At 73.6% G+C, this 1,329-nt stretch carries 2 pseudogenes; both read right to left on the bottom strand.

Annotated features, from left to right (window positions below):
• Positions 1-322, bottom strand: a pseudogene (locus tag AC2W7M_RS25620) (hypothetical protein); the annotation flags it as partial.
• A pseudogene (locus tag AC2W7M_RS25615) lies at positions 258-632 on the bottom strand (alpha/beta hydrolase family protein); the annotation flags it as partial. The pseudogenes AC2W7M_RS25620 and AC2W7M_RS25615, both read right to left, overlap by 65 nt.
• Positions 633-1,329 lie beyond the last annotated feature (697 nt).

Here is a 1,329-nt window from a genome sequence, read left to right as displayed (position 1 = left end):
CCGGTGCCCGGCGGCCGGGGCGCCTTCGGCCAACGGCCGCGAGGCCGGCGATGGCGGGCACCACGGTGCGGCGCATGGCGTGGCCGTAGAACAGCGAGAAATGGCCCGCTTTGGGCAAGGTGAGCCGGCGCCGCAGGGCCTCGGGCACGCCGGCGCACAGATCGTGCGCCGCGGCGGTCTGGCAGGGTGCGGAAAATGTCGTCGTCCTCGCCCTCCACCGTGAGCAAAGCGGTGCGCGCGAGGGCCTGCGGCCGCACCGGCCGGCCGGCGATGGCGAGCGTGCCGCGGGCGAGCGCGTTCTCCCGGAAGATGGTCGCCACATTCTCCATGAAGTACTCGGCGGTGACATCCATCATGGTCCAGCACAGGCGCGAGAGCGGGAAGCGCAGCGGGTCCTCGCCCTCGTCGAACGTGAGCTTCATCGGCATCTCGCCGCCGGAGATCGCCTGCCGCCAGAGATAGATGCCGAACGCGTCCATCTGCCGCCAGGCGGGGAAGACGCGCCGGCCGGCGCCGGGAAAGCCGGTGCGCACGGTCTCGATCACCTGGGCCTCCAGGGCGTCGAGGGATCGCTCCTGCAGCACGCGCCACAGCCGGGTGGGGTTGCGCGAGGGGTCCACCGGCCCGCCCATCAGCGTCAGGCTCGCCGGCGCCGCTCCCGCTTCGGCGAGGATCAGCGCCGCGACCAGGGCCGGAACCACGCCCTGGCACACGCCGACCACGTGCACCGGCGCGCCGCCGTCCCCCGCGCCGCCGTCCTGCGCGCCGCCCAGCGCCCGGATCATCTGCGCGGCCTCCATGCAGTTCTCGGCGAAGCCGAAGCGGCCGGCGGCAAGGGGGACGTGGCGGGCATTCGGCCAGTCGGTGACGGCCACCGCGTCGAAGTGCGCGAGCAGCGCCACCACGAGGTCGCGCATCAGGAAGGGATAGCCGCCGGCCAGCGGCGCCACCACCAGCGCCGTCCGGCGCGGATTCTCCCTGCGGCGGAAACTGCGCAGCACGCCGAACGGCAGGCGCGCGGCGATCTGCGTTCGCACCGCAGCCCGCGCCCCGTCCACCGGGGCGGATCTGATGCCGAAGTCGCGGAAGGCGTCGTCTCCCGGTCCCGGACCCGCTAGGGGCGGGCCGAGGCGCATGGGTCGGTGATCGTCGAGCCACATGACCGAAGGCCCTTCGCGGGATGGCCGCCGGGGCCGAGCCTAAAGGGCGAACGGCGCAAAGAGAACCCGCTTGCGCGACCGGCCTGGAAACCAACGGTTGCCGGTCCGGCAGGAAGGCTCCGCCGGAATCAAAAAGAGCGGACGCGCCGCCGGATCCGGCGGCGCGTCC

The sequence above is a fragment of the Xanthobacter sp. BG11Y11_SDJG genome (assembly GCF_057364445.1).
This window is presented reverse-complemented; position numbering and strand designations above follow the sequence as displayed.